At 67.8% G+C, this 23,225-nt stretch carries 27 protein-coding genes and 1 tRNA gene; 14 read left to right on the forward strand and 14 right to left on the reverse strand.

Annotated elements, in window-relative coordinates:
- Positions 1–8 precede the first annotated feature (8 nt).
- From VFE83_RS12795 to VFE83_RS12835, 9 genes are all read left to right on the forward strand, one after another.
- Positions 9–1,814 carry a 3-hydroxybutyrate oligomer hydrolase family protein gene (locus VFE83_RS12795; RefSeq protein ID WP_324906703.1) on the forward strand — a complete coding sequence of 602 codons (1,806 nt, stop codon included), beginning with the start codon at positions 9–11 and terminating at the stop codon, positions 1,812–1,814.
- A 132-nt stretch (positions 1,815–1,946) separates the two neighbouring features.
- Positions 1,947–2,561: a CDP-alcohol phosphatidyltransferase family protein gene (locus VFE83_RS12800; RefSeq protein WP_324906705.1), complete on the forward strand. Its 615-nt coding sequence runs from the start codon at positions 1,947–1,949 to the stop codon at positions 2,559–2,561.
- A 65-nt stretch (positions 2,562–2,626) separates the two neighbouring features.
- The gene (phaE, locus tag VFE83_RS12805) at positions 2,627–3,703 is read left to right on the forward strand and encodes a class III poly(R)-hydroxyalkanoic acid synthase subunit PhaE (protein WP_324906707.1); all 1,077 of its coding nucleotides are present in this window, start codon (positions 2,627–2,629) and stop codon (positions 3,701–3,703) included.
- Entirely contained in the window at positions 3,703–4,779 is a 1,077-nt protein-coding gene (locus VFE83_RS12810; protein WP_324906709.1) for a class III poly(R)-hydroxyalkanoic acid synthase subunit PhaC, read from the forward strand. The genes phaE and VFE83_RS12810 overlap by 1 nt, the downstream gene beginning before the upstream one ends.
- A gap of 95 nt (positions 4,780–4,874) precedes the next feature.
- Entirely contained in the window at positions 4,875–5,534 is a 660-nt protein-coding gene (locus VFE83_RS12815) for an SGNH/GDSL hydrolase family protein (RefSeq protein WP_414674741.1), read from the forward strand.
- A 4-nt stretch (positions 5,535–5,538) separates the two neighbouring features.
- Entirely contained in the window at positions 5,539–5,922 is a 384-nt protein-coding gene (locus VFE83_RS12820) for a DUF5329 domain-containing protein (protein ID WP_324906713.1), read from the forward strand.
- A 46-nt stretch (positions 5,923–5,968) separates the two neighbouring features.
- Entirely contained in the window at positions 5,969–6,166 is a 198-nt protein-coding gene (locus VFE83_RS12825) for a PspC domain-containing protein (RefSeq protein WP_324906715.1), read from the forward strand.
- A gap of 7 nt (positions 6,167–6,173) precedes the next feature.
- The gene (locus VFE83_RS12830) at positions 6,174–6,794 is read left to right on the forward strand and encodes a M15 family metallopeptidase (RefSeq protein WP_324906717.1); all 621 of its coding nucleotides are present in this window, start codon (positions 6,174–6,176) and stop codon (positions 6,792–6,794) included.
- A gap of 9 nt (positions 6,795–6,803) precedes the next feature.
- Positions 6,804–7,262, forward strand: coding sequence for a hypothetical protein (locus VFE83_RS12835; RefSeq protein WP_324906719.1), 459 nt, complete (start codon positions 6,804–6,806; stop codon positions 7,260–7,262).
- A gap of 12 nt (positions 7,263–7,274) precedes the next feature.
- Here VFE83_RS12835 and VFE83_RS12840 read toward each other — a convergent pair whose 3' ends face one another.
- Positions 7,275–8,192: a DedA family protein/thiosulfate sulfurtransferase GlpE gene (locus VFE83_RS12840; RefSeq protein ID WP_324906723.1), complete on the reverse strand. Its 918-nt coding sequence runs from the start codon at positions 8,190–8,192 to the stop codon at positions 7,275–7,277.
- A 179-nt stretch (positions 8,193–8,371) separates the two neighbouring features.
- Between VFE83_RS12840 and VFE83_RS12845 the strand changes: the two genes are divergently transcribed.
- Genes VFE83_RS12845 through VFE83_RS12855 form a run of 3 tightly spaced genes read left to right on the forward strand, consistent with a single transcriptional unit; the run spans position 8,372 to position 11,825 of the window.
- Positions 8,372–10,468, forward strand: coding sequence for a TonB-dependent siderophore receptor (locus VFE83_RS12845; RefSeq protein ID WP_324906725.1), 2,097 nt, complete (start codon positions 8,372–8,374; stop codon positions 10,466–10,468).
- 5 nt (positions 10,469–10,473) lie between these two features.
- The gene (locus tag VFE83_RS12850) at positions 10,474–11,640 is read left to right on the forward strand and encodes a PepSY-associated TM helix domain-containing protein (RefSeq protein ID WP_324906727.1); all 1,167 of its coding nucleotides are present in this window, start codon (positions 10,474–10,476) and stop codon (positions 11,638–11,640) included.
- Positions 11,637–11,825 carry a hypothetical protein gene (locus VFE83_RS12855; protein WP_324906729.1) on the forward strand — a complete coding sequence of 63 codons (189 nt, stop codon included), beginning with the start codon at positions 11,637–11,639 and terminating at the stop codon, positions 11,823–11,825. Before VFE83_RS12850 ends, VFE83_RS12855 begins: the two co-directional genes overlap by 4 nt.
- Here the strand turns inward: VFE83_RS12855 and VFE83_RS12860 are convergent.
- Positions 11,813–12,760, reverse strand: coding sequence for an NRDE family protein (locus VFE83_RS12860; RefSeq protein ID WP_324906731.1), 948 nt, complete (start codon positions 12,758–12,760; stop codon positions 11,813–11,815). The genes VFE83_RS12855 and VFE83_RS12860 overlap by 13 nt on opposite strands.
- A 97-nt stretch (positions 12,761–12,857) precedes the next feature.
- Between VFE83_RS12860 and VFE83_RS12865 the strand changes: the two genes are divergently transcribed.
- Positions 12,858–12,998 carry a hypothetical protein gene (locus VFE83_RS12865; protein ID WP_324906733.1) on the forward strand — a complete coding sequence of 47 codons (141 nt, stop codon included), beginning with the start codon at positions 12,858–12,860 and terminating at the stop codon, positions 12,996–12,998.
- A gap of 48 nt (positions 12,999–13,046) precedes the next feature.
- Positions 13,047–13,553 (forward strand): DUF1579 domain-containing protein, encoded by a 507-nt coding sequence (locus tag VFE83_RS12870; RefSeq protein ID WP_324906734.1) that lies wholly within the window; start codon positions 13,047–13,049, stop codon positions 13,551–13,553.
- A 12-nt stretch (positions 13,554–13,565) separates the two neighbouring features.
- Here VFE83_RS12870 and VFE83_RS12875 read toward each other — a convergent pair whose 3' ends face one another.
- From VFE83_RS12875 to VFE83_RS12930, 12 genes are all read right to left on the reverse strand, one after another.
- Positions 13,566–13,793 (reverse strand): hypothetical protein, encoded by a 228-nt coding sequence (locus VFE83_RS12875; RefSeq protein WP_324906737.1) that lies wholly within the window; start codon positions 13,791–13,793, stop codon positions 13,566–13,568.
- A 317-nt stretch (positions 13,794–14,110) separates the two neighbouring features.
- Positions 14,111–14,197: transfer RNA gene (locus VFE83_RS12880), tRNA-Leu, on the reverse strand.
- 42 nt (positions 14,198–14,239) lie between these two features.
- Positions 14,240–14,692 (reverse strand): DUF2214 family protein, encoded by a 453-nt coding sequence (locus VFE83_RS12885; protein ID WP_324906739.1) that lies wholly within the window; start codon positions 14,690–14,692, stop codon positions 14,240–14,242.
- 80 nt (positions 14,693–14,772) lie between these two features.
- A complete protein-coding gene (locus VFE83_RS12890) occupies positions 14,773–15,366 on the reverse strand; it encodes a cysteine dioxygenase family protein (RefSeq protein ID WP_324906741.1) in 594 nt (197 codons plus the stop codon).
- 67 nt (positions 15,367–15,433) lie between these two features.
- On the reverse strand, positions 15,434–16,594 hold the full coding sequence (metX, locus tag VFE83_RS12895; RefSeq protein ID WP_324906744.1) for a homoserine O-acetyltransferase MetX: 1,161 nt from the start codon (positions 16,592–16,594) through the stop codon (positions 15,434–15,436).
- 892 nt (positions 16,595–17,486) lie between these two features.
- Positions 17,487–18,494 (reverse strand): tetratricopeptide repeat protein, encoded by a 1,008-nt coding sequence (locus tag VFE83_RS12900; RefSeq protein ID WP_324906747.1) that lies wholly within the window; start codon positions 18,492–18,494, stop codon positions 17,487–17,489.
- On the reverse strand, positions 18,494–18,943 hold the full coding sequence (locus tag VFE83_RS12905; RefSeq protein ID WP_414674739.1) for a cytochrome c-type biogenesis protein: 450 nt from the start codon (positions 18,941–18,943) through the stop codon (positions 18,494–18,496). Before VFE83_RS12905 ends, VFE83_RS12900 begins: the two co-directional genes overlap by 1 nt.
- Positions 18,940–19,494, reverse strand: a complete 555-nt coding sequence (locus VFE83_RS12910; protein WP_324906750.1) for a DsbE family thiol:disulfide interchange protein — start codon at positions 19,492–19,494, stop codon at positions 18,940–18,942. Before VFE83_RS12910 ends, VFE83_RS12905 begins: the two co-directional genes overlap by 4 nt.
- Complete coding sequence (locus VFE83_RS12915; protein ID WP_414674740.1) at positions 19,491–21,551, reverse strand: heme lyase CcmF/NrfE family subunit; 2,061 nt, start codon at positions 21,549–21,551, stop codon at positions 19,491–19,493. Before VFE83_RS12915 ends, VFE83_RS12910 begins: the two co-directional genes overlap by 4 nt.
- Positions 21,552–21,785: 234 nt before the next feature.
- Positions 21,786–22,253: a cytochrome c maturation protein CcmE gene (gene ccmE / locus VFE83_RS12920; protein WP_324906752.1), complete on the reverse strand. Its 468-nt coding sequence runs from the start codon at positions 22,251–22,253 to the stop codon at positions 21,786–21,788.
- Between the two features lie 37 nt (positions 22,254–22,290).
- Positions 22,291–22,464 (reverse strand): heme exporter protein CcmD, encoded by a 174-nt coding sequence (gene ccmD / locus VFE83_RS12925; RefSeq protein ID WP_324906754.1) that lies wholly within the window; start codon positions 22,462–22,464, stop codon positions 22,291–22,293.
- On the reverse strand, positions 22,461–23,213 hold the full coding sequence (locus VFE83_RS12930) for a heme ABC transporter permease (RefSeq protein ID WP_324906756.1): 753 nt from the start codon (positions 23,211–23,213) through the stop codon (positions 22,461–22,463). Before VFE83_RS12930 ends, ccmD begins: the two co-directional genes overlap by 4 nt.
- Positions 23,214–23,225: the final 12 nt, after the last annotated feature.

A 23,225-nucleotide genomic window follows, 5' to 3' on the forward strand; every position in this document is an offset into this window, starting at 1 on the left:
CTCGGCGCATGAATCCGCCCATCCGACTCGTCCTGGCCGGTGCCCTGGTGGCGCTGGCGGGCTGCACCTCGTCCCCGACCCGCACCGCGGAGGCCGCGCCGATGTTCTCCGCAGTGCGCGCCACCGAGCATCGCGGCAGCGACGACCTGCTTACCGCGGGCCTGGGGCTGCCCGGCCTGCGTGCCATGACTCCGCCGGCCTTCGCCGATGCCGCGCAGCCGACGCCGGAGGAACTGCGTCGCCGGGCCCTGTGGAGCAACTGGCGCGGCATCGCGGACCTGGCGCCGGGTGGCGGCTTCGGCGAGTTGTATGGCAGCACCGCAACGGTGCCCGGGCGCGAGTTCAGCGCATTAGCCATGGTCACCGGCGCGAGCCAGCCGCACCGCCTGCTGGTGCAGGTGCCGGATGCGTTCGATGTGAGCAGGCGATGCGTGGTGGTGTCGGCGTCCTCGGGCTCGCGCGGCATCTATGGCGCGATCGCGGTGGCCGGCGCTTGGGGCCTGCCGAAGGGCTGCGCCGTCGCCTATACCGACAAGGGCGCCGGCACGGACTATTTCGACCTCGACGCGGGGCAGGGCGTGCGCGCGGACGGCACCGTCGGCGCCCGCGGCGACGGGCTGGCGTTCGATCCCGCGACGACTTCGTCATCCGGCATCGCCTTCAAGCACGCGCACTCGAAGGACAACCCGGAGGCGGACTGGGGCCGGCACGTGAAGCAGGCGGCGCAATTCGCGCTGCAGTCGCTGGACCAGGCCTTCCCGCAGGCCGCGCCGTTCACCTTCGACAACACCCGCGTGATCGCAGTGGGCATCTCCAACGGGGGCGGCGCCGTGCTGCGTGCGGCCGAGGGCGACAGCGACTGGCTCGATGCCGTCGTCGCGGGCGAGCCCAACATCCACGTGGAGGGCGCGCGGCCACTGTACGACTACACCACCCAGGCAGCGCTGTTGATGCCGTGCGCGCTGCTCGACGTGGACAACCTGCCGCAGCCCCCGCTGGCGGCGCAATCCAAGCCGCTGTGGACACAGCGCTGCGCGCAGCTGAAGGAAGCCGGCCTGGTCGATGGCAGCGATGCCGCAGCGCAGGCGCGTTCGGCGCACACGCGACTGAAGGCAGACGGCTGGACCGACGAGGCGTTGCGTGCGGGCGCCCTGTCGGTTGGCTTCGACCTGTGGCGCGCGGTGGCGGTGACCTACGCGTCCGCCTACGGACGCTACGGCTTCGGCGAACTGCGCTGCGGCAACCGCTACACGGCGCTGGGCACCGATCTGGCCCCGCGTGCCGCGACGCCCGCGGAACGTGCGGCCTGGTGGGCCGACGCCAGCGGCATTCCGCCCGGTGCAGGCGTGCACATCTTGGAACCGAATCCGACCGCACCGCTCACCACGCTGCAGTGCCTGCGCGGGCTGTGGAGCGGCAACGACGAGGACGCCAGGCGCGTTCGCGACGGCATCGCCGCAACCCGCGCGGAGCTTCCGCGCAAGGGCCTGCCCGTGGTGGTGATCCACGGCACCGACGACGGACTTATCCCGCAGGCCTTCAGCAGTGCGCCGTACGTGAGGCACGCGCAGTCCGCCGGTCGTGACGTGCGCTACTGGCAGGTCCGCAACGCGCAGCACTTCGACGCGTTCCTGGGCCTGCCCGATTACGGCGCACGCTACGTCCCGCTGCTGCCGTACGTGTACGAGGCACTGGACCGCGTCAGCGCGTATCTCGACGGCGCGGGCCCGCTGCCGGCCGACGCCGTCATCGCGACGACACCCCGCGGCATGGGCAAGCCGCTTCAGGCGTCTAACCTCGCGATACCGAGGTAAGCACGAAGGGGTAAGAGGGGACGAAGCGATCGGCGAGAGCGCGGTGCCGGACGCCCCGCATTCCAGCCGCCTCTTGCTGGCTTCACGTCCGCTTTGGCACGCTGGCGTCTTCGCCTGGACACGGAGCGCCGCATGAAGCGCCATTTCTCGATGCTGCGCGAGTTCCACCTCGCCGACTGGTTCACGCTGGCCAACGCGTTCTGCGGGACTGGGGCGATCTTCGCGGCGATGCGCTTCCTGCAGGACGGCGTGGTCAACGATCTGCTGATCGGCATGGCGCTGATCCCGCTTGCCTTCATTTTCGATGCGCTCGACGGCCGCGTGGCGCGCTGGCGCAAGTCGGCCTCCACGCTGGGTCGCGAACTGGACTCGCTGGCCGACGTGATCTCCTTCGGCGTCGCACCGGCGGCACTGGCCTATGCCTGCGGCCTGCAGGGCGGCTGGGACTGGATCGTGCTGAGCTACTTCGTCGGTTGCGGCGTCAGCCGCCTGGCGCGCTACAACGTCACCGCCGAAGCGCTGGCCGGCGGCGGCGACAAGGTGAAGTACTTCGAAGGCACGCCGATCCCGACCAGCCTGCTGCTGGTGGTGGTGCTGGCGATTGCCGCGTGGCGGGGCGCGATCGGACCGGACCTGTGGCTGGGCATGGTGCAGCTGGGCCCGTGGCAGTTCCATCCGCTGGTGCTGATGTTCGCGCTGTCGGGCTCGCTGATGATCAGCAAGACGCTGCACATTCCCAAACCATAGGCCCGTCGCGGCGCGGCAACGTCGCGTTGGTACCATGACCGCGATTTCCCAGGGCGGCGATGGCGATGCAGGGCGTGGACGAATTCGAGACATGGGCGCGGCGGTACTGGAACGCGTGGGGCGAAACCCTGCGCTCGCAGGTGCCCGGCGAAGGCGGCACCGTACCTGGCTGGAACGAGGCCGTGAACTGGTGGTCGCAGCTGGCCCGCGGCGGGATGGAACAGGGCGACGAGGCAGTTGCGCGCTTCAACACGCAGGCACAGGGCTGGTTCGGCCAGATGCAGCACCTGGCCGCGCAGTTCGCCGGCCGGCACGCCACCGCGGCCGATATCGCCAGTGCATGGAAGCAGGCGCTGGGTGGCGATGGCGCCAATCCGTTCGCCGGCATGCTCGGCGCGATGCCGGGCGGCGCGCAGCTGGATCCGTCGCAGTGGGCGCAACAGTTCGCGTCGATGTCGCAACCTTGGCAGCGCGATGGGCGTTCGTGGCTGGACCTGCCGGCGTTCGGTTTCGCACGCGAGCACCAGGAGCGCTGGCAGCAGCTGGCGCGTTCACAGCTCGACGTGCAGGAGCAGAGCCACGCCTACCAGGCGCTGCTCGCCGAGGCCGCGCAGGACGCCTTCGTCCGCTTCGAGCGCAAGCTGGAAGAACGCAGCGCGCCGGGGCGCCAGCTCGATTCGGTGCGCGCGCTGTTCGACCTTTGGATCGACGCGGCCGAGGAGGCGTACGCCGAGATCGCACTTTCGCCGCGCTTCCGCGACGCCTATGCGGCCATGGTCAACGCGCAGATGGCGCTGCGCGGCCGCATGCAGAAGGAAGTCGAGCAGCTGTGCACGCAGTGGGGCATGCCGACGCGGACCGAGGTGGATTCCGCGCATCGCAAGATCGTGCAGCTGGAGCGTGAACTGCGCCGCATGCGCGACCGGCTTGAGGAGCGTGCCGCTCCGTGGCCCTCCGCACCTTCCGGCAACGTCGACGTCGAGCCGGCCAAGGTGAAGACGCCGCAGAAGGCAGCGCGGAAGCCGGCAGGAAAGCCGACTCCGGCCGCCGGCAAGCCTGCCGCCGGCAAGACGAAGACCGGCGCGAAGGCGGCGAAAACCGCGAAGGCCGCCGCCGCGCCGCGCACCGCGAGGAAGCGCTGATGGACGCCCAGGGTCCTCTCGGATTCACGCCCGAGTCGCTCGCGCAGGAATCGCTGCGCCTGCAGGCCAAGCTGCGCGCTGGCCTGGACACGCTGCACCAGGTGCACGACGTCGATTACGGCGCGACCGCCCGCGAGGAAGTGTGGCGCGACGGCAAGGTCGTGCTGTACCGGTTCCGCGGCGAGCGCGCACCGACCGCGCGCGTGCCGCTGCTGATCGTGTATGCGCTGGTCAACCGGCCGTACATGGTGGACCTGCAGGACGATAAGTCCATCGTCCGCGGCCTGCTGGAGCGCGGTGAGGACGTGTACGTGCTCGACTGGGGGTATCCGGACCGCTCGGACCGCTATCTGGAACTGGACGACTACATCCAGCGCTACATCGGCGGCGCCATCGACCATCTGCGTCGCGAGTACCGGATGGACGCGGTCAACCTGCTGGGCATCTGCCAGGGCGGGGCGTTCTCGCTGTGCTACGCCGCGCTCAATCCGCGCAAGGTGCACAACCTCGTCACCATGGTCACGCCGGTGGACTTCCACACCGGCGACAACATGCTGGCCAACTGGACGCGCGGCCTCGACGTGGATCTGTTCGTCGACACGCTGGGCAACGTTCCGGCCGACGTCATGAACTGGTGCTACCTCACGCTCAAGCCGTGGCGCCTGTTCGTGCAGAAGTACGTGGGACTGGTCGACGTGCTGGACGACCGCAAGGCGCTGGAGGATTTCCTGCGCATGGAGAAGTGGATCTTCGATTCGCCCGATCAGGCCGGCGAAGCCTTCCGCCAGTTCATCAAGCAGTTCTACCAGGGCAACGGCTTCGTCAGGGGCGGCATCGAGATCGGTGGTCGCACGGTGGACCTGCGCCGCGTCGACATGCCGGTACTGAACATCTACGCCGAGCAGGATCATCTCGTCCCGCCTTCCTCGTCGAAGGCGTTGAAAGGGCTTGTCGGGACCGATGACTACAGCGAGGTGTCGTTCAAGGGCGGCCACATCGGCATCTATGTATCGAGCCGGGCCCAGCGCGAAGTGCCCGGCGCCATCCACGACTGGCTGGCGCAGCGGGCGCGATGAAGCATCGCGTCGTACCTCCGGCACCTTCCACAACCCACGCCACCGACTTGCAAGGAATTACCTCCGTGATCCGATCCGTTCTTCTGCTGTCGCTGATGCTGCTGGGCGCCTGTTCCTCGCTGCAGCCGCAGGTCGACGCGCCCGCAGCGGTGGTGAGCGACTCCACGAAGTGGGAGCCGGACATCGTCGCGTTCGAACAGCAGGATGCCGTGGTGCGGCGCATGCCAGGCGGCATCGTGTTCGTCGGCAGCTCGTCCATCCGGCTGTGGGAGTCGCTGCATGAAGATTTCCCCGGCGTGCCGATCATCAACCGCGGTTTCGGCGGCTCGCGCGTGCGCGATTCGACCTGGTATGCCGATCGCATCGTCATCCCGTACCAGCCACGCGCGGTCGTCTTCTACGCGGGCGACAACGACTTGTTCGAAGGCCGCACGCCGCAACAGGTGCGCGACGATTTCGAGGCGTTCGTCGACAAGGTGCGCGCGTCGCTGCCCGAGGTGCGTATCGCCTTCATCGCCATCAAGCCCAGTCCCTCGCGCGTGACCCTGCTGCCGCAGGTGCGCGAGGCCAACGCGCTGGTGCGCGAGTATGCAAAAGGTGTCGGCGGTGTGGACTACCTCGACGTGTTCCTGCCGATGCTCGACGCACAGGGCCATCCGCGGCCGGAGCTGTTCGTCGAGGATCAGCTGCATCTGAACCGCAGCGGCTACGCGATCTGGGCCGGCGTGGTGCGTCCATGGCTCGCGGGGCTGTAAGGCGATGACCAGCGCGATCCTCCAGCGCGGATTGCTGTCGCTGCTCCTGCTGTGCGCAGCCGTCATGCCGGCCCGCTCGGAACCGCCGCCGCAGGCACAGCGCGAGATCGAGCAGCTCATCCAGGCTCTCGGCGCCTCGGGCTGCCACTTCCAGCGCAACGGCAAGTGGTATCCGGCCGCGGATGCGCAGGCGCACCTGCGTCGCAAGTACGACTACCTGCGCAAGCGCGACCTGGTGGCTAGCGCCGAGCAGTTCATCGAGCGTGCCGGCACTGAGAGCAGCATGAGCGGCAAGCCGTACCAGGTGCGTTGCGCGGGACAGGCGGCCGTGTCCTCGGCGGATTGGCTGCGTGCACGCCTGTCGGCAATCCGTCACGCCAGGCCCTGACGCTGCTCGCTAGACTCGCGGCAAGCATTGGCTGGGAGCCGGTCCGATGAACGCAACCCGCACACTGTCCCGTTCGCGCCACGATCGCATGCTCGCCGGAGTGCTGGGCGGCATCGCACGCCGTTTCGGCTGGAATTCGACGCTGGTGCGTGCGGTCTACGTCCTGCTGTCGATCATCTCCGCAGCGTTCCCGGGCATCCTCGTCTACCTGATCCTGTGGCTGCTCATCCCGGAAGGCGACTGACGTCGCAATGAGCCAGCGCCTGTTCGAGGGCGACGTGCTGTTCACCCAGCGCCTGCTGAAAGTGCAGGGGCTTTACACCGGGCGACTCGATGGGCGGTGGGGCCCGCTGACCGAACAGGCAGTGCTGGAATTCGAGCAGGCGTCGGTGGCCATCAGGCAAGAGGTCGGCGACTTCGATGCGCGCAGCGAATTCCAGTTGGCGACCTTGCTGCTGCCTGCGCAGGACGCAGCACGGCGGTTTCTTGCCCGTGTGCTCGAGGCCGGCCAGCATGTGCGCATTCTCTCGGGCACGCGCAGCTATGCCGAACAGAATGCGCTGTTCCGGCGCGGCCGTTACGGCAATGCCGGACCCGTCGTGACGAATGCCCGCGGCGGCCAGAGCCTGCACAACTTCGGCGTGGCATGGGACGTCGGAGTGTTCGATGCGCGCGGTCGTTATCTGCAGGACGGAGCTTCGTACGAACGCGTGGCGGAGGTGGGCATGGATGACGGTCTTGAGTGGGGTGGCGACAACCCACGGTTCGTCGACCGTCCGCATTACCAGCTCAGGCTGGCGCTGCCGATTGCCGAGATCCGTCGCCGTTTCGAATCCGGCCGTGCCTACGTGACCGACATGCCCTCGCGTTAGGCTTGGACGATGCCGACACGAATCCCGACTTCACTGCTCCGACTGCTGGTGGCGCTGGGCGCGGTATGGACGCTGCCGAATACGCTGTTGGGCGTGCTGCTGGGTGTGGTCGGCCTGGCGTTTGGCGCGCATCTGCACTGGCGCGCGCGCGAGCTTGCGCTGGTGTTCCATCGCTGGCCGTGGGGACCGGGCGGTGCCATCACCTTCGGCAACGTGATCCTGCATACCGGCGACAGCCTCGACTCGCCATGCGTGACCTACGCGCATCGCGCCGGCCACGGCGACGAAGCACCGATCGTGCTGGCCGATCACGAGCGCGCGCACGTCTACCAGTACCTGGCGCTCGGGCCCTTGTTCCTTCCGCTGTACCTGCTGCTCGGCGGCATCAGCGTGCGCAACCGCTTCGAGCGCGCGGCCGATCGCTACGCCCGGACGGGCCGGGGCTGGTGGCCGTGGGCGCGGGACTGACGCCGTCCGCGCTTACTCGAAGGCCACCGTGTTGCCGCCGCTCTTCCAGGCCTCGAACCCGCCGGCCAGCGGCCGCACGCGCTTGAAGCCGCGCCGGTTGAGCGCCCGCGCGAGCACCGCGGCGGAGGCTTCGTTCGGGCAGTCGCAGTAGACGATCACTTCGTCGTTGGGCATCAGCGCGGCTTCTCCGAGCGAGCGCACGAAGACGGCCCCCGGTATCCAGCCGGTCGTCACGCGTTGCGCCTCCGGCCGGACGTCCAGGATCAACGGCGTGCTGCCGCCATCCATCAGGCCGCGCAACTCGTCGGGCGTGATGCGCGCCATGCGCAGCTGGCGCAGGAACAACTGCCGGCGTACCAGCTTCCACGCGACGAAGGCGACGATGAGGGCCAGGATCACCGGTAGCGCCAGGCGGCCCAGTTCCTCCAGCCGCTCCAGCACGCTGTTCACGGCTTCGTGGAAGACCGCGCCCAGCGCGACGGCGACGCCGGCCCACAGCAACGCGCCGATCCCGTCGAACAGCAGGAACCGGCCCGGACGCGTACCGGTTTCGCCGGCCAGCGTGGTCGCCACCGCGGCGAAGCCCGGCACGAACTTCGCGACGATCAGCGAAGGCGCGCCCCAGCGGCCGTAGATGCCGCGCGTCATCAGCACGCACGAGTCCGGCGATAGCGAAAGCCGGCACATCAGCCGCAGCAGTCGCGCTCCCAGCCGGCGGCCGCCGATGTACCAGAACCAGTCGGCCATCACCGCGGCCACGGCCGCGACCAGCAGGATCGGCCACACGCTTTCGCCATGGTCCACGGCCAGTGCCGCGGTGACGATGATGGGCGGATACGCCGGGACCGGAATCCCGCCCTGATCGAGGAACACGCTGACGAACACGACCAGCAGGCCGTAAGTCGCGATCAGGTAAAGGAGGGTGTCCATGAAAGGGGACGTGCGGGGGATGCGCACATCATAGGTTTCGGCCGGTGTCGTGGCATCCGGCGCGGGTGCACTGCTGCGTCCCAGATGTGTGGCGGCCGTCAGTACTTGATAATCATTTGCATTTGCGGCCGCCGGTCACCATAATCCGCCGCCTTGATTCGCCTGGGGAAAGCGACCCGATGTCCCGTTCTGCTCAACGCCGCCGTACCGTCCTGATCCTGTCGCTGATGTCGCCGACCGCGCTGGCTTCGGCCATCGCGCAAGCGCAATCCAGCGACGACGCCTACGCACTGGACGGCGTCACCGTGGTCGCCGAACGCGCGACCACCGCGACCAAGACCGACACGCCGCTGATGGAGACCCCGCAATCGGTGAGCGTGGTGACCTCGGCGCTGTTCACCGACCGCGGCGCGCGCAACCTGCAGGAGACGCTGCGCTACAGCGCCGGCGTCACTGGCGAGGCCTGGGGCCTGGACACGCGCGGCGACGGCAGCACGATCCGCGGGCTGGACCCGGTGCAGTACGTCGACGGCATGCGCAAGCTCTACAACTTCAGCCCGATGGCCCGTCCCGAGGTCTACGGCCTGGAGCGCGTGGAAGTGCTGCGCGGCCCGTCGTCGATGCTGTATGGCGCCGGTGCGGCCGGCGGCATCATCAACGCGATCAGCAAGCGTCCGAACTTCCAGGATGCGGGTGAAATCGGCCTGCAGATCGGCAACTTCGACCGCAAGCAGCTGCAGGGCGACATCACCGGACAACTGGGCGACTCGGGCAACGTGGCGGGCCGTCTGGTCGGCCTGGTACGCGACTCGGGCATGCAGACCGACGAGATCGACGACGACCGCATCTACATCGCGCCGTCCATCACCTGGCGCGGCGAGCGCAGCAACCTGACCGTGCTGGCCAGCTACCAGCGCGACGAGACCGCATCGAGCCAGCAGTTCCTGCCGGTGGCGGCGACGCTGAAGGCCCCGCCGGGCCGCAGGCTCGACCCATCGACGTTCCTGGGCGACAAGGACTTCGACAAGCTCGATGCGCGCGTCGCCAGCGCCACCGTGCTGTTCGACCACGCCTTCAGCGACACGGTGACCTGGCGCTCGAACCTGCGTTACATCGATTCGAAGACCGAATTCCGCGAGATCTTTCCGGACACCTACAACAATCCGGAAAACCCGTTCATCGATGAAGACAGGCGTGTGGTGAACCGCCTGACCTACGGCGTCAAGCCCGAGAACCGCATCCTGACCGCGGACAACTCGTTGCAGTTCGACTTCGCCACCGGTTCGTTCGCGCACGTGCTGCTGGCCGGCGTGGACTACACCGACTTCCGCGAGGAGTCATCGACGTTCTCCGGCTCGACCACGCCTATCGACGTCTACAACCCGGTATCCATCGGCGTGACCATTCCGGAATACGCGCCGCTGCCGGACCAGCGCAGCACCCAGACCGGCGCGTACGTACAGGACCAGATCCGCTGGGCGGATCGCGTCACGGTGGTGGTGGGCGCGCGCCGCGACCGGGTGGTCTCGGAGACGCAGGGCCTGCCGGACCAGACGGACAGCGAGACCACCTGGCGCATCGGCGTCATCGGCGACGTGGGCGCGGGCTTCTCGCCGTATTTCAGCTACACCGAATCCTTCCTGCCCGTGCTGGGCCAGGACCTGTACGGGAATTCGTTCGTGCCGATGCGCGGCGACCAGTACGAGACGGGCGTGAAGTGGCAGCCCACGCGCAACGCCATGTTCACCGCGGCGATCTACAAGATCACCGACACCAACCGCCAAACCAACGATCCCGAAAACGTCCTCAACGTCGTGCAGACGGGCGAGATCGAGTCGCAGGGCATCGAGCTCGAAGGCACGTACGTCTTCGACAACGACTTCACCGTCACCGCCAGCATCAGCCACAACGAAGCGGAGATCACCCGCAGCAACATCGAGTGGGAAGTCGGCGAGCGGCTCAACGACACGCCGCAGGACCTGGCTTCCGTGTGGCTGTCCAAGGGCTTCCAGGTCGGCGACGACATGCGCCTGCGTGCGGGCCTGGGCGGCCGTTACGTCGGTTCCACCGTGTCCACCGGCCCGACGACTTCGCTGCGCACGCCCAGCTACACGCTGGCTGACGCCATGCTGGAACTGCAGATGCCGAGCTGGGTGTTCTCGCTCAACGTGACCAACCTGTTCGACAAGGAGTACTTCGCTCCCTGCCGCTATTTCGGCGACTGCTTCAGCGGCAATATGCGCACCATCGTCGGCACGGTCACGTACCGCTTCTGACGGCAATGCAACGCAACACGCTCAAGGCCTGGTTCCTGGTCCACAAGTGGACCAGTCTGGTGTGCACGCTGTTCCTGCTGCTGGTGTGCATCACCGGTTTGCCGCTGGTGTTCTGGGAGGAGATCAGCCACCTCACCGGCGCCGAGCCGGAAGTCGCACCGGCCGCTGCCGGTGCGCAACCGGCCAACCTCGACGAACTGGTGGACAAGGCCCTGGCGCAGTATCCGGGCGACGTGCCGCTGTTCTTCGGCTGGGACGACCATTCGCCCAGCGTGTACGTCAACACCGGCGCGCGGCCCGACACGCCGCCGCCGGAGATGCACACCGCCATCCTGCACGCCTACACCGGCGATGTGCTGCCGGCCGCACAGTTCAACGAAGGCGTGATGTACTTCCTGTACCGGTTGCATACCGACCTCTTCGTCGGGCTGCCGGGCATGTTGTTCCTGGGCGCGATGGCGGTGCTGTTCGCGGTCGCCATCGTCTCGGGTCTGGTGCTGTACGGGCCCTTCATGCGCAAGCTGAAGTTCGGCACGCTGCGCACCGGGCGCAGCCGGCGGCTCGCCTGGCTGGACCTGCACAACGTGCTCGGCATCGTCACGTTGGGCTGGGCGTTCGTCGTCGGCATCACCGGCGCGATCAACACGCTCGCGCAGCCGCTGGAGCAGGCGTGGCAGGCCGAACAACTCGGCGACTTCGCCAGGCAGTACGAGAACCGGCCGCGGCCCACGCGTCTGGCGTCGCTGGACGCGGCCGTAGCCACGGCGCGCGCGGCGGAGCCGGACATGCAGCCGGCCTTCGTCAGCTTCCCTGGCACGGGTTATAGTGGCGATCACCATTACGGCGTCTTCATGCACGGCGACACGCCGCTGACCGAGCGTCTATATCGGCCGGTGCTGATCGATGCCGAAACGGGCGAACTGACGGCACAGCCGCAGCTGCCCGGCTACATGACCACGCTGCTGCTGTCGCAGCCGCTGCACTTCGGCGATTACGGCGGCATGCCGCTGAAGATCCTGTGGGCGCTGCTGGACCTGTTGACCATCGCCGTGCTGGTCAGCGGCCTGTACCTGTGGTTCAAGCGCGGCAGCACGGAAGCGCGCATCGTCGAGATCGAGCGCAGCGGCCTGGTCGAGAACGGGCCCGCGGAAAGCGGGCGGAGCAAGCCATGAGCGCGCCCCGCAATCCGTTCATCGCGCCTGCATGGATCGCGCTCGCCAGCATTGTCGGGCTGGTCAGTGCGCTGATCGGCGACGGCGTGTTCGACGTGGTGTCGTGGCTGGTGTTCGCCGGCCTGCTGGCACTGGTGGTTCGCGCCTGGATCCACCGCGACCGCGGCGCCCGTCAGTCCCGCTGATCGATCGCGAACGTCGCCCGCGTGCGCCCCAGGCGCACGCCGTCCGGACCGTAGCTCTGCTCGACGAACGTGATGCGCTGGTCTTCGACCAGCACCACGCTGCTGCAACGCGTGCCGTAGTTCGTGCCGCGTACGAACGGCGGCGAGAGCAGGCGTTCCAGTTCCAGACCGACCCCGGTGTCGGGAAGTTTGTCGTCCGGCGCAGGTGTCGTGTCGGCGAGCGCGTCAAACAGCGGCGCGAGGGCGCCATCATCGGTTGCGCCCTGCGTCGCGACATCGGTTTTCAGCCAGGCTTCCAGCGCCGCGCACGCGTGACCGCTCTTGGGCCACGGCGCATCGAAGGCCCCGTTGGACATCGCATGCATGCCCGGCGCCACTTCATGCGACCGGAACGAAGGGTGGTTGCCGGCGAAGCCGAGCCGCTCGCCATCCCACGCCAGCATGTTGAAGCGGCCGTACTCCGCGGCGTTCGGCGCAAGCGACGCAAGAAACCCAGCACCGTCCTCGCGTCCCGATACGAACCCGCGCACCAGCGCGCCACGCGACTGCGGACGCGTGCCTTCCGCCGCGCCGTCGCGCACGTTCGTCACCGCTGCCAGGCGGCCGTGCACGGAGGCCATCAGCCAGCTGCCACCCGCGAGCAGGTCGCGACCCCCGTAGACGGATGCGTCGTCGGGATCGAATCCCGCCGGCGATGCGGGCCGAGCATGCGCTTCGTCGCGATTGGCGATGAGCGCCAGTCGGTAGCGCGGATGCGTGCGCCAGGCGATGGCAATCAGACACATGCGTTTTCTTTGCCAACCAGATTCGTCATTACGTTCAGCTCCCGCAGCCTTAATGGGTAGGGAAAGTCTTACAAGCCCGCGCAGCCCGGGCTGACTGTGCCGCCTGATCCGGCAAGGCAGGCTACGACCTGTTCCTTCGCGTCCCTTCATCCGGCACCCCCCTTACCGGAAGGCCCATCCAATGTATCGCGTCGAACTGTCCCGTCATGATGGTGGAGAGCTTCTGCAGCAGATTGCGGAAGCCTCCATGGATTACTCCAGCGCCGAAGACGCGCTGGCTGCCGTGTTGCCGCAGGCCAAGCGCTGCGCCGAATCGTGCCGCCAACCGCTGTGGCTGCGCATCTACGACGAGCGTGCCCGCGTCGTGTTCGGTACCCTGCTGCCCTGACCCGCGCTTGCGCGGGTCCCGCATCCGCTTCTCGATCGGGAGGGCGTCATGGGCAGGAAGGAATTCGAAGCCTCACTTGCCGGCGGCGGCCATCGCCGGCTGGAGCAGATGGTCGGCGAGTGGGAGGGCACGTTCCGCTTGTGGTTCCAGCCGGACCACCTGGCCTGCGAGTCCACCCAGCGCGGCACCATCCGCAGCATCCTCGACGGCCGCTTCCTGCTGCACGAATACCGCACCCGCTTCGGCGACGAACCGATCGAAGGCCTGGCCATCTACGGCCTGCACCTGGACGACAACGCGTACGAGTCCGCGTGGGTGGAAAGCTTCGGTACGGGCACCAGCATCATGTTCTCGGCCGGCCCTGCCACTGCGCCGCATTTCAACGTGCTGGGAAGTTACGGCGACGGGCAGGGTGGCCCGAGATGGGACTGGCGCATCGAGATCGAACAGCCGGACCGCGACCATCTGGTCATCACGATGACCAACATCTCGCCTCAGGGCGAGGCCGCCAGGGCGGTGGAAGTGCGCTATCAGCGCGTGCACCCTGGCGTCTGAACTGCGTCGCGCTCAGCCCAGCGCACCACGGCGCACACGCAGCGCCACCCCACTGCCCGCGATGGCGTACGTATCGTCATCCAGCTGGTCTACCGGGTCGCCATCGTTGAGGTGGTACGAGCGAAATCCTTCGATCCGCGTGATGCCGCCAACGCCGCGCGCGTCGATGTACGTGCGACGGACGTGGACGGTGTAGCGATTGCCGTCGTCGTCGTAAGCGCAGAAGGTGTCATGCGACATGGACGTGTTCCCCTGTGAATGGCATCAGCATCGTGTGCGCGCGTCTCGCTGCGTGAGATCGGTCGGCGCGGTTGCGTGGCGTGGACGTGCAGGCTGGCGAACGAATCCGGGCCGTCGGCTCGCCAGTGCGTGACGTGGCAGAGCGGTGAGTGTCGGTGGGACATCTCATGGCATGGGATCGCGATCGCCGGCTACATGCGAATGCAACCATCCAGACCGGTGATGGGGTCGTGAAGGGTGGCGGATTGGCGACGAACGCGCTTCGTGGTCCGACGCGACGCATGAAAAAACCCGCGATCGCTCGCGGGTTTTCGCAGTGGTGCCGGAAGTGGGACTCGAACCCACACGCTTTTAAGGGCGGCGGATTTTGAGTCCGCTGCGTCTACCGATTCCGCCATTCCGGCGCGGCCGTGCAGTATAGCGGCCGGGCGCCGCGGGCGCAGCAGTCACAGGCCGCCGTGGCGGGCCATCGCCGCGGCAAACACGAACACGGCGGCGAGCAGGATCAGTTCGAAGCGGACCAGCCGGCGCATGCCGGCGACCTCGGCATCGCCCGGTACGAAGATGGGATTTGCGGCGGCGGCCTTGCGCCAGCGCAGGAAGCGCACGGTCGGCAGGACCGAGAGCACGCCGACCACCACGAACGTGCCCAGCTTCGCGTGGAACCACGGGTTGTGCAGGTAAAAATCGTGGCCCTTGATGCCCGCCACCACGCGGCCGATGCCGACCAGGATCAGCAGCACCGCGCAGATGCCGTAGCCCATGTCCAGGCCGGCCAGCCGTTGCAGCACGCGGCGGTCGATCGCGCCGCCGAGCAATACCGATTCGGCCACCAGCATCGCGACCAGGCCGAACACCAGCAGGTGGTGCAACGAGGCGAGCAGGAAATCGGTCAGCATCGGCGTGGTTCCTTGCGCAAAGCGCCAACGCTAACCGGCCCTGGCGGGAGCGCCAAGGTGCCGGAAGTCAACTCGACGCCTCAGGCGGCCTGGTCGGTCTGCAGGCGCTTGGGCACGCGGGCGAACCACTCGCCGTCGTTGTGCACGAACATCGAGCACGACTCCATCGGTGCCTTGTAGATGTGCAGCGATACCGCCACCTGGTCGTCGCTGACGTTGCGGATGGTGTGGTACTCGTGCGGCGGGATGAGGCTGCCGGCACTGCCCGGGCCAGCGTGCATTCCGCCGGCGGCGCGGAAACGGAAACGCTCGCCATCGCGTTCCAGCAGTTCGTACTGGGTGATCTCCAGTTCGCCGTCCCACACGCCTTCCACGCACCATAGGCCGCAATGATCGTGCACCGGCGTGCCCTGGCCGGGGCCCCAGGTCATCGCCACGACGCTGTAGCCGTGGCGCCGGCTGCGGTAGAGCTCGCGGCGGGCGTAGTGGTCGTCGATGGGATCGTGGACGCACGCTGGAAGCTGCACGTCGCGGTCGCGGATCATGCCGCACAGCGTGCTGCGCAGCGCGGCGGTGACGGCGTGTTCGTCGCCCGCCGAAACCGCCGCGTCGATGGCGGCGACCAGCTTGTCGTGGCCGGGAAAGGCGAAGTCGGGCAGCGCGTCGGCGTTCATGCCCGCGATTCTAACGCGCGTTCTGCGCGCGCCTTCCCGCATCGCATCAATTCGTGACGGTACGCCATTATCCGGCGGACGCCACGGGCGAGCCCACCGGCAGGGCGTTCAGGAATCCGGCCACGGCCGGCCCGAAGCGTGCGATGTCCACCAGGAACGCATCGTGGCCCTGCGGCGAGGGCAACGGCAGGAAGGTCGCGTCCGCTCCTCCGGCGCGCAGCCCCTCGGCGATTTCCTCCTGCTGTTGCAGCGGGAACAGGATGTCGGTGTGCACGCCGATCGCCAGCGCCTTCTCCACGCGGATGCTGGCCAGGCCGGCGCGCGTGTCGGCTTCGCCATTGCCGCGGTGCGTGCAGTACTCGCCGATGTCGAACCAGTCCATCGAGCGGCTGAGATACAGGTAGCAGTTGGGATCGAACCGGCGCACGAAGCGGCGTGCGTGGCCTTCGAGGTAGCTCTCCACCTCGAACTCCAGGCCGAAGGGCTCGTCGTCCGTGCGGTCCGAATCCAGGCGCACGCGGCCGAAGCGGCCGTCCCATTCCAGCGCCGAGCGGTAGGTGATCACGCCCAGCTTGCGCGCCATGCGCATGCCTGATTCGGGATAGCGATCGTCGTCGTAATGACCCTGGTTCCAGTTGGGATCCAGGCGGATCGCTTCGCGCTGCAGCGAGCGGATCGCGATGGAGAACGGCAGCGCCTTGGCCGCACCGGAGATGTTGATGTGGTTGCGCGCCAGTCCGGGGTGCCGGAGCAGGAACGCAAGCGCGGTCATGCCGCCCATCGAATTGCCGATGATGCAGGCCAGCGATTCGATGCCGAGTCCACGCACCAGGTGCGCGGCGGCGTCGGCGCCATCCTCGACCGACAGCTCCGGGAACTCCAGCCGGTATTGCTCGCCCGTGTCCGGGTTGATGGATGCGGGTCCTGTCGAACCCTTGCAGCTGCCCAGCGAATTCACGCAGATCACGAACCAGCGATCGCTGTCGATGGGCTTGCCAGGCCCGATCATCTGCTCCCACCAGCCGGGCGAGGGATCCGCAGCGTTGCTGGCCGCATGCGCATCCGGCGACAGCCCGGTGACGATGAGCACCGCGTTGTCGCGCGCCGCATTGAGCGTGCCCCAGGTCTCGTAGGCCAGACGTGCACCGTGCAGTGCGCCGCCGCGCTTCATTGGAAACGGCGAGGGCAGGTCGAACCAGAGCGTGCCGGGCGGAATGAATTCAGTCATGCGACAAGCTTAATGGGTGAGGGTGAAACCTGCCGCTTGCGCGGCATGCCGCGCGGCAGGTTGAACGCCCGGCCATGGATGGCTGGGCCGGGCGATCCGGAGCCGAAAGCGTGGCGCCAAGGATGGCAGCGATGACCCATCCGAATCCGCACATGCGGCATGCCGCGCGGCAGGTTGAACGCCCGCCCATGGATGGCCGGGCCGTGCGATCCGGAGCCGAGGTGTGGCGCCATGGATGGCGGCGATGACCACCAGAATCCGCTCGCACCGGTACTGACGCCCGCTACGCCTGCCCAGTGCTGGATCGCCGCTGCTGCTGTTTCGCACCCATGTTCGTCATCCCCGCGAAGGCGGGGATCCAATCCGATGTGGCATCACCTCATCCGCAAAGTCCGCGCGGTGCGGCTCCGAAGGTTGGATTCCCGCCTTCGCGGGAATGACGGATAAAAGCTGGCGTCAGCCTTGTAGCCCGGGTAAGCGGAGCGCACCCGGGACGTCACGCATCTCCGGCGCGGCTTCTGGCGTTGCCCGGGCCGCGCCGTCGTTCTTTCGCCGCCGCTACGAAGGCGGACACTATTGCTGTCATCCCCGCGAAGGCGGGGATCCATGTCGGCGTGCATCACGTCTTCGGAGAGAATGATGCGGCGGGAGATGGATTCCCCGCCTTCGCGGAATGACGAGCAACACCATAACGCTGGATTCCCGCTTCGCCGGAACGACGCGCAATGCAGTGACGCTGGGTTTCCGCTTTCGCGGAATGACCGAACAATCCAGCGACGGTTTATTCCGCGGTCGTGGGGATGGCCGAGCAACGCAGCGACGCCGATTCCCGCTGTTGCGGGAATGATCAGTCAGGAAAGTGCTGATCCCTCGTTGGCACCAGCCGACCGCCTTACGGCCGCACCGTGTCGATCACCAGTTCGATCACGCCGGTGTTGCCTGTAGGCTTCGCCACCGCCTCCAGGTCGCCGGCCTGCGGGGTCGCGTCGCCGCTGGCGGAGATGCGCGCCAGCACTTCCACGCGTTCGAGCTGCGAGAGCTTCAGCGTCGGCATCGGGCTGTCGCCGTCGTCCAGCGTCACTTCCAGCGGGAAATCGCGCGCCGCGCGCTTTTCGGCCGCGACCGGCATCGGTGGGCCGCCGGGCTGGCGGGCGATCACGAACAGGCTGGCGTTCGGCGGCACCCTGGAGGCGAGTGCCGGAGCAACCGTGACTTTGACCTTCAGCCCGCCCGTGGACGCGGACGCAGCCGGCGTCGGCAGCGGAGCAAGCCCGGCTTCCTTGCGTGCGGCATCGATCTGGGCGCGCAGCGGTTCGGCCGCAGCGGCATCGACGACGGCGAGCAGCGGCTCCCAGGTGCGCGCCGCTTCCTCGGGCTGTTTGGCCTGTCGCTGGGCTATGCCGAGGAACCAGCGCGCGCGCTGGTGCATGGGCTGCACTTCGATGGCATGCCGCAGCATGGCCACGCCTTCGGCGTCGAACTGGCGCTGCGGCGCAGCAAGCGCGCGCATCTCGGCCGTTTCGGCGAGCAGGTCCGGATCGTCGGGCGAAAGCTTCAGGGCTCGTCCGAGCGCGTCCGCCGCCTTCTTCGTGTTGCCTTCGGCCACGTATGCGCGGCCGAGCAGGCGCCAGCCTTCGATCTGGTTGGGATCGCGCTTCAGTTCCGCCTCAAGCTGGCTGATGGCATCGGCCAGCGTTTCCGGCGCGCGCCGCTGCGCCGAATCCAGTGCGGCCGGCGTTCCGATGGCGAAGTACGTCAGGCCGGTGGCGAACGTCAGGCCGGCGACCACCGCGAGTCCAGCCACGCGGCGCGTGCGCCACAACGGGCGCAGTACGTAAGCCAGCGTCAGCACCGCCAGCACCAGGCCCGCGGCCACGAAACCCCACACCCCCGCCGTCATCACCACTCCTGCTCTTCGTTGCGTTCGGTCGTCGCGGGCGTCGCGCCGCGCGAACGCCGGCGCACCGCGCCGATCACCAGCACGCCGCCGGCCAGCAACACCAGCGCCGGGCCGAACCACAGCAGCCAGGTCTTGGATTCCACCTGAGGGCGGTACAGCACGAATTCGCCATAGCGCGCAACCAGGAATTCCTTGATCTGCGCGTCGCTCTTGCCCTGGCGCATCAGCTCCAGCACTTCACGGCGCAGGTCCACCGCGATCTGCGCATTGGAATCGGCCAGGGACTGGTTCTGGCACATCACGCAACGCAGCTCGCTGACCAGCACGTGGAAGCGGCGCTCCTCGCCCGGGTCGCGGAAGGTCAGCGGAGCGGCGTCGGTGGCGGTCTGCGCGAGCGCGGTGCCCGCGGCCAGAAGCAGTGCGAACGCGAGCAGCAGCGAGCGCATCACAGCGGCTTGCCCGCATCGAGCTGGGCCACGCGCGGCAGCAGTTCCTTCTGGATGACCGCGTCGGTCAGCGGGCCGACGTACTTCCAGCGCACCACGCCGCCGGCGTCGACCAGGAAGGTCTCCGGTGCGCCGTAGATGCCCCAGTCGATGGCAGCCTTGCCTTCGTAATCGGCAAGGACCATGAAGTACGGATTGCCGAACTGCTCCAGCCAGCGCATCGCGTCGGCGTGTTCGTCCTTCCAGTTGAAGCCGATCACGCGCAGGCGCTTGGTTTCGGCGAAGCGCGTGAGCACCGGATGCTCGTCGCGACACGCCGGACACCAGCTGCCCCAGACGTTGAGCAGGTACGGCGCGCCGCGCAGGTCCTTGTCGCTCACCAGCCGGCCGGGTTCGTGCAGCACCGGCAGCCGGAAGGCCGGCGCCGGCTTGCCGATCAGCGGCGAGGGCAGGGCTTCGCGGTTCGGGTTGCGGCTGAGCATCACGCCCGCAAAGAGCAGCACGCCGAGTGCGGCGACGACCACCAGTGGCACCCAGCGAGCAGTCTGCTTCATGCGTCGTCTCCGTCAGTATCGAAGCTGCCACGGTCAGTCCCGGCGGCGTTTCGCTTGTGCCACTCATGTTCGAAGAAGGCCGCACCGCCGCTAGTTGCAAGTGCGGGGGCGACAGGCGGCACCAGCTTCTCGGAGAGCACCGTCTTTTGACGGAAGCGACGGTCAGTCGCGGTCACCAGTCCGCCCGCCATCATCAACAGCGCGCCGGCCCAGATCCAACGCACGAACGGCTTGATGTGCACGCGCAGCGCCCACGATCCGCCGCCTAGCGGCTCGCCCAGCGCGACATACAAGTCGCGGGTGACGCCGCGCGCGATGGCGGCCTCGGTCATCACCTGGCCGCCGCTGGCGTAGGCGCGCTTTTCCGGATGCATCACGGTGAGCGGCTTGTCGTTGCGGAACACGGTGACGGTGCCGCGGTCGGCTTCGTAGTTCGGACCCTGCGAATGCGTGGCGCCATCGAAGCGGAACGCGTAACGACCCAGTTCCACCGTCTGGCCCGGCGCTACCGCGAGTTCGCGCTGCTGGGTCAATCCTTCGGTGAGAAGCGCGCCGACCAGGAACACGGCGATGCCGAAATGCGCCAGCGTCATGCCGAGCATCTCGGCGGTGAAGCGCTGGCCGCTGGTCTGGCTGCGCACGCGGGTGATCACGAAGCGCAACGTGCCGAACAGCACCCATGCGGCGCCGAGCACGCCCGCCGCGACCTTCCACGGCGACTGCGGCGCGAGGAAGAACGCGACCGCGCCCAGCACCAGCGCCAGGCCCGCCCAGGGCAACAGCATCGCCAGCGGCCTGGACACCTGCTCACGCTGCCAGCGGGTGAGCGGACCGAACGGCAGCAACGCCACCAGCGGTGCCATCAGCAGCACGAACATCAGCGCGAAGTACGGCGGGCCTACCGAGATCTTGCCCAGCTCCAGCGCGTCGGCGAGCAACGGGTACAGCGTGCCCAGCAGCACCATTGCGCACGCGGTGGAAAGCAGCAGGTTGTTGGCCAGCAGCAGCGTTTCGCGCGAAGTCGGTTCGAATGGCTTGCCGCCGTCTTCGGCCGAGGGCGCACGCAATGCATACAGCAGCAGCGAACCGCCCACGACGAGGCCCAGGAAGATCAGGATGAAGAGGCCGCGGGTCGGATCGGCCGCGAATGAATGCACGCTGGTCAGCACGCCCGAGCGCACCAGGAACGTGCCCAGCAGCGACAGCGAGAACGTCGCGATGGCCAGCAGCAGCGTCCACCCGCGGAAGCTGCCGCGCTTTTCGGTAACCGCCTGCGAATGCAGCAGCGCCGCACCGGCGAGCCACGGCATGAAGCTCGCATTCTCGACCGGATCCCAGAACCACCAGCCGCCCCAGCCCAGTTCGTAGTACGCCCACCACGAACCCAGCGCGATGCCGAGCGTGAGGAACGCCCAGGCGACGTTGGTCCACGGACGCGTCCAGCGCAGCCATCGGGCATCGACCCTGCCGTCCAGCAGCGCGGCGATGGCGAAGGCGAACGGCACGGCGAAACCCACGTAGCCCATGTACAGCATGGGCGGATGGATCACCATGCCGGGATCCTGCAACAGCGGATTGAGGTCGCGCCCTTCGGCGGCGGCCGGCAGCAGGCGCTGGAACGGGTTGCTGGTGAAGATGAGGAAGGCGAGGAAGCCTACGCTCACCAAACCCATCACGCCGAGCACGCGGGCGACCACGTCGTTGGGCAGGCTGCGCGAGAACATCGCGACGGCCCCCGTCCACAGGGCCAGGATCAGCGCCCACAGCAACAGCGAGCCTTCGTGCGATCCCCACACCGCCGTGTAGCGGTACATCACCGGCAGTAGTGAATTGCTGTTCTCGGCCACGTAGCGCAGTGAGAAATCCTGCGTGACGAAGCCGTGGGTGAGTACCACGAACGCGATACCGACCAGTGCAAGCTGCGCGTAGGCGGCGGGACGCGCCACGGCCATCCACGGCGCGACGCCGCGTTGCGCGCCGGCCAGCGGTAGCGCGGCCTGCAGCAGCGAGACCAGCAGCGCGAGGATCAGCGCGACCTGTCCGAGTTCACCAAGCATGGGGCGCTCCGGCGAAAGGCACGGCGAATCCCCCTCGATCCCCCTTTTTCAAAGGGGGAAGAGAGGCGTCGGCTTCCTGTTGCAAGGAGGTGAAAGCAGCGGTGGCATCCTCCAGCGAGGGAGCAACGGCGTTTTTCAAGGATGGAAAGAACGCGCTGGCCGCCCGGACGCCATCAGCGCCTGGGATGTCTCCCCCCTTTGAAAAAGGGGGGCAGGGGGGATTCGCCTGCGCCATCAATTACGCCCCTCCTCGGCCGTCGGCGTGGCCACATCATGCTTCTTGTGCGCGACGCCCATCTTGTCGGCGACTTCCTTCGGCATGTAGGTCTCGTCGTGCTTGGCCAGGATTTCCTCGGCGACGAAGGTGTCGCCCTGCATGCGGCCGGTGGCGACCACGGCCTGCTTCTCGCGGAACAGGTCGGGCAGGATGCCGGTGTAGCGCACGGGCATCTGCGCATCGCCGTCGGTGACGCGGAACGTGGCTTCCAGCGAGCCCGGCGCGCGCTTGAACGAGTCCGCGGCGACCATGCCGCCCAGACGGAAGCGTGCGTGCTCTCCGGCTTCACCGCGCAACACTTCGCTGGGCGTGTAGAGGTAAGCGATGTTGCGCTGCAGGGCCATCGCGACCAGTGTGGTGGCGATGCCGGCGGCCACGACCAGGGCGATCACCCAGAGCAGACGACGGCGGCGTACGGGATTCATCAAGACAGGTCTCTTCGGACGGACGGTGTCGGACGGGTTATCGGGTCAGTTCCCGGGCGGCGTCCTTGCCTGGACGTGCGGCTTCGCGCGCGGCGCGCAAGCGTGCGCCACGCAGTTCGCGTCGGATCTGCAGGCGGGTGCTCACGAAGTCCCAGCCCAGCACGATCACGAACACCGCATAGGCGGCGATGACGTAGTTCTGATAGCTCATGCCTGCTTCCCCTGCGAGAGGGCGGCCACCCACGCCTTGCCGCTCTCGCGGCGCAGGTTGTCGGCGCGCGCGCGCGCCAGCAGGGCGCCGACGAACCACAGCTTGGTGCCGACGATCATCCACAGCAGCGGCCCGATCATGCTGCTATCCATGCTGGACTCGCCGAACACGCGGATGGTCTGGCCCTGGTGCAGCGAGTTCCACCACACCACCGAGTAGCGGATGACCGGCAGCAGCACCACGCCGACGATCGCCAGCAGACCCGCGGCCCGGGCGGCGGAGCGCCGGTCGTCGATGGCGTTGTACAGGCCCATCACGCCCAGATAGAGGAACAGCAGGATCAGCTCGGTGGTCAGGCGCGGGTCCCAGTCCCACCAGGTGCCCCACATCGGCTTGCCCCAGATGGAGCCGGTGAGCAGCGTGATGAGGGTAAAGGCCGCGCCTATCGGCGCGCAGGCCATGGCCAGGATCTCGCACAGCTTGATGCGCCAGACCAGGGCGATGGCCGCGTAGAAGGCCATCAAACCGAAAACGGCCATGCTCATCCACGCGCTGGGCACATGGATGTAGAGGATGCGGAAGCTGTCGCCCTGCTGGTAATCGGCCGGCACCTGGAACAGCGCGCCGTACACGCCCCAGGCCATGATCAGCAGGCCCAGGACGTAACCCCAGGGCGCCCAGCGCGCGGCGAAGCTGTCGAAGTACGGGGGCGAGCCGAGTTTGTGGAACCAGCGGATGATCGGATTCATCGTTTCTCGGTG

This window comes from Lysobacter sp. (assembly GCF_035655815.1).
Classification (GTDB): Bacteria; Pseudomonadota; Gammaproteobacteria; order Xanthomonadales; family Xanthomonadaceae; genus Lysobacter_J.